This window comes from Paraburkholderia sp. (assembly GCF_026225065.1).
In the GTDB taxonomy this organism is placed as follows: Bacteria; Pseudomonadota; Gammaproteobacteria; order Burkholderiales; family Burkholderiaceae; genus Paraburkholderia.
Window position 1 is genome coordinate 1 of the sequence record NZ_JAMFSB010000061.1, and the last position, 3,497, is coordinate 3,497.

The window sequence follows — 3,497 nt, forward strand, 5'->3', positions numbered from 1 at the left end:
CCGCAGGGCCTGCTCGGCGGCAAGGTACAGGTGAAGAAAGTATGAAGAAACTCACGTTCAATCACGTGGCGTTGCTCGTGGCGCTGGTTGTCCTTTGCGTGTTGCCGTTCACGGTCACAGGCTATGTGCTGTATGTGGCGAACCTGCTAATGGTGTACGTCGTGCTGGCGCTCGGCATGCACGTGGTCATCGGTGAAGCCGGTCAATTCGCGCTGTCGCACACCGCGTTCTATGGCATCGGCATCTACACCGCGGGGATTGTCAACTCGGCGTGGCATCCGCCTTTTGTAGTGTCGATCCTCGCTGGTGGTCTGCTCTCGGCGGTGATTGGCTACATCATCGGCTTGCTGGCGCTGCGAATGCGCGACATCTATCTCGCACTGGCGACCTTCGCCTTCGGTGAAGCCATGCAGTGGGTGTTCCTCAACTGGGAGGGCGTCACCGGCGGCTCCAACGGCATGCGGCTGTCGCCAGCGGAGTTCTTCGGACTCAAGCTCACGAGTGACCTGCAAGCCTACCCGTTCCTGATCATTGTGACGGCGCTCATGTTGTGGCTGACGGTGGCGCTTTCGCGCTCACAGTTCGGCTCCGCGCTGCGCGCCGTGCGCGAGAGCGACGTGGCGGCGACCGCGATGGGCGTCGACGCGCGCGCCATGAAGCAGTCCGCATTTGCGATCTCCGGCGCGTTCGCCGGCGTCGCGGGTGGCATGTACACGCTGTTCGTCTCATACATCAACCCCGAGAGCCTCGGCTTCCAGACCACGATCCTGGTGCTGACCATGGTGGTCGTCGGCGGCATCGGCTCGGTACGCGGTGCGGTGGCCGGTGCGATGACCTTCGGGATCATTTCGGAACTGCTGCGCGGCGCACCCTCGGTCCAGGAGCTGATCTACGGCGTAATCCTGATGGGATTCATGATGTTCAAGCCGAACGGCCTCTTCGCCGACCGCAAGCGGCGTGTCGCGCGTCCGGCGGCAGAGGAAGGGCTGGGCGGCGGCGCAGCGAAGGGGGATCACCCATGAGCGCCGCGGCTTTCCTCGAAGTGCAGAACATCACGGTGCGCTTCGGCGGCCTGACGGCGGTGAACGACCTGTCGTTCCAGGTGCAAAAGGGCACGATCCATGCGCTGATCGGTCCCAACGGTGCGGGTAAATCGACCACCTTCAACTGCATCTCGCGCTACTACCAACCGACCACGGGACGCATCGTTCTGGATGGCGAAGATGTGACCCATGCGCACGCCAACCGCATGGCCAGCTTCGGCGTCGCGCGGACCTTCCAGAATCTCGAACTGTTCGGTCACTTGAGCGTGTATGAGAACGTTCTGCTCGGCTGCTATTCGCATAGCGCAAACACTGTCGGGCGTCTGCTGCGCCGGCCCAGCGGCGAGACGCAGGACCTGGTGGACAGCCTGATCGAACGCGTGGGACTTACGCACGATCGCCTCACGAGCGCACGTGAGCTCGACTTCGGACATCAGAAACTACTCGAACTGGCTCGGGCACTGGCGCTCAAGCCGCGCCTGCTGCTGCTGGATGAACCCGCGGCAGGGCTGCGCAATCGGGACATCGAGAGTCTGGACCACCTGCTCACCGAACTCGCCACGCGCGACGGCATCACTGTGCTGCTGGTCGAGCACGTTATGCCGCTCGTGATGTCGATCTCCAATCGGATCACCGTCATGTCGTTCGGCGAGAAGATCGCCGAAGGCACGCCCGCTGAAGTGGCGCAGAACCCGCGCGTGATCGAAGCCTATCTGGGCAAGGGGGCGGCGCAATGACACTCGCCGCTAGCCTCAACCCCATCCTCACTCGCTCTGTGTGGCTCGGGCACGCTCCTCTGCGGCGGCAACCCAGGCATGCGGGTAAAACCGGTTCCACGGTGTTCCTCGCCTCGTCTGAGCGAGTGTCATCCGTCGCAGACAAAGCGCTACCTCACGGAGTACGGACATGATGCTGGAAGTGCGCAGCCTGAGCGCGTCGTATGGTGCGATCCAGGCCCTTCAGAATGTCTCGCTTGAGGTGCCTCGCGGCGCGATCGTGGCATTGCTCGGCAGTAACGGTGCAGGCAAGAGTACGACACTCAATGCCATCTCGCACCTCATCGAACCCTCGATGGGTGAGATCCGTTTCGACGGCCAGCCGATCGGCCGCGTCCCGTCCGACGAGATCGTGCGGCGCGGCCTGGTGCAAGTGCCCGAGGGCCGCGAGGTCTTCAAGGACATGAGCGTGCGCGAGAACCTCGAACTCGGAGCCTTCCAGCGCAAGTTCGCGCGCAAGGAGATCGCCGAGGACTTCGAGCGCGTCTACGAGATGTTCCCGCGCCTCAAGGAACGCAGCGAGCAACGCGCGTCCACGCTGTCGGGCGGTGAGCAGCAGATGCTTGCGATCGGCCGTGCCCTGATGGCGCGGCCCCGGATGATCCTTCTCGATGAGCCTTCGATGGGTCTGTCACCGCTGTTGGTCGAACAGATCTTCGAAATCATCCAACGGCTCAACCGCGAACAAGGTCTCACGATCCTCGTTGTCGAACAGGACGTGCGGCTTGCGTTGCGCGTGTCGAGCTACGCCTACATCCTCGAGAACGGGGAAATGAATCTTCACGGTCCCTCGAAGGATCTCTTGAATGATCCGGCCGTGCGCCGGGCCTACCTTGGGGTATGACATGAATTTGGCAAAGAACAAACTGGTCCTCGTGACAGGGGGGGGCGGCGGGCTCGGCGCCGCGACAGCGCATGGCTTTGCAAGCGAAGGCGCTCGCGTAATCGTGCTTGACGTGCGGCACGACGAGGCACAAGCCGTCGCCGACGCCATTCGTGCGGAGGGCGGCGAAGCCTGGGCGGAAACGCTGGACGTAAGAGACCGCAAAGCAACGCAGGAGTTGGCGCAATCGCTGACCGAGCGCCTCGGGCCCATTGACGTGCTGGTGAACAACGCCGGCATCACAGGCAAGGCGCGCATCGACGACGAGAACGCAGCGGAGGTGTGGGACCGGGTGATTGATGTGAATCTGCATGGACTGTTCAACGTCACTCACGCCTTCGTGCCGGCGCTCAAGCAAAGCAAGGGCTGCATCATCAACCTCTCGTCCATCGTCGCTTTCGTCAGCGGGCCATCGACTGCCGGCTACGTCGCTTCCAAGGGCGCGGTGCGTTCGCTCACACAGGTGCTGGCGCGCGATCTCGCGCCGTTCGGCGTGCGCGTCAACGCGGTGGCGCCCGGGTTGATGCTGACCGATCTGGTGACCCATCAACTCCAGACGCCGGGCGGCATCGACTGGTACATGAACCGTGTGTTGATCAAACGCGGTGGCAAGCCCGAGGAGATCGTCGGTCCCATTGTGTTCCTGGCCTCCGAGATGGCGAGCTATGTGAACGGCGTGGTGCTGCCCGTGGACGGTGGCTTTCTTGCCGCTTGAAAAAAACTGGATTGCGCCGGGCTGCTCCCCCTTTAGCGAGAGAGATAGGGAGTCTGGCGAGTCATTGAGGAAGCTATGAA

At 62.8% G+C, this 3,497-nt stretch carries 4 protein-coding genes; all 4 read left to right on the plus strand.

What is annotated here, in order from left to right; genetic code table 11:
- Positions 1-41 precede the first annotated feature (41 nt).
- The 4 genes from M0954_RS04870 to M0954_RS04885 all read left to right on the plus strand — a co-directional run bounded on the left by M0954_RS04870 (position 42) and on the right by M0954_RS04885 (position 3,417).
- The gene (locus M0954_RS04870; RefSeq protein WP_297351921.1) at positions 42-1,022 is read left to right on the plus strand and encodes a branched-chain amino acid ABC transporter permease; all 981 of its coding nucleotides are present in this window, start codon (positions 42-44) and stop codon (positions 1,020-1,022) included.
- Positions 1,019-1,780: an ABC transporter ATP-binding protein gene (locus M0954_RS04875; protein ID WP_297351923.1), complete on the plus strand. Its 762-nt coding sequence runs from the start codon at positions 1,019-1,021 to the stop codon at positions 1,778-1,780. Before M0954_RS04870 ends, M0954_RS04875 begins: the two co-directional genes overlap by 4 nt.
- A gap of 172 nt (positions 1,781-1,952) precedes the next feature.
- Positions 1,953-2,663: an ABC transporter ATP-binding protein gene (locus M0954_RS04880; RefSeq protein ID WP_297351927.1), complete on the plus strand. Its 711-nt coding sequence runs from the start codon at positions 1,953-1,955 to the stop codon at positions 2,661-2,663.
- A 1-nt stretch (position 2,664) separates the two neighbouring features.
- Complete coding sequence (locus M0954_RS04885; RefSeq protein WP_297351925.1) at positions 2,665-3,417, plus strand: SDR family NAD(P)-dependent oxidoreductase; 753 nt, start codon at positions 2,665-2,667, stop codon at positions 3,415-3,417.
- The last annotated feature ends 80 nt before the right edge of the window (positions 3,418-3,497 follow it).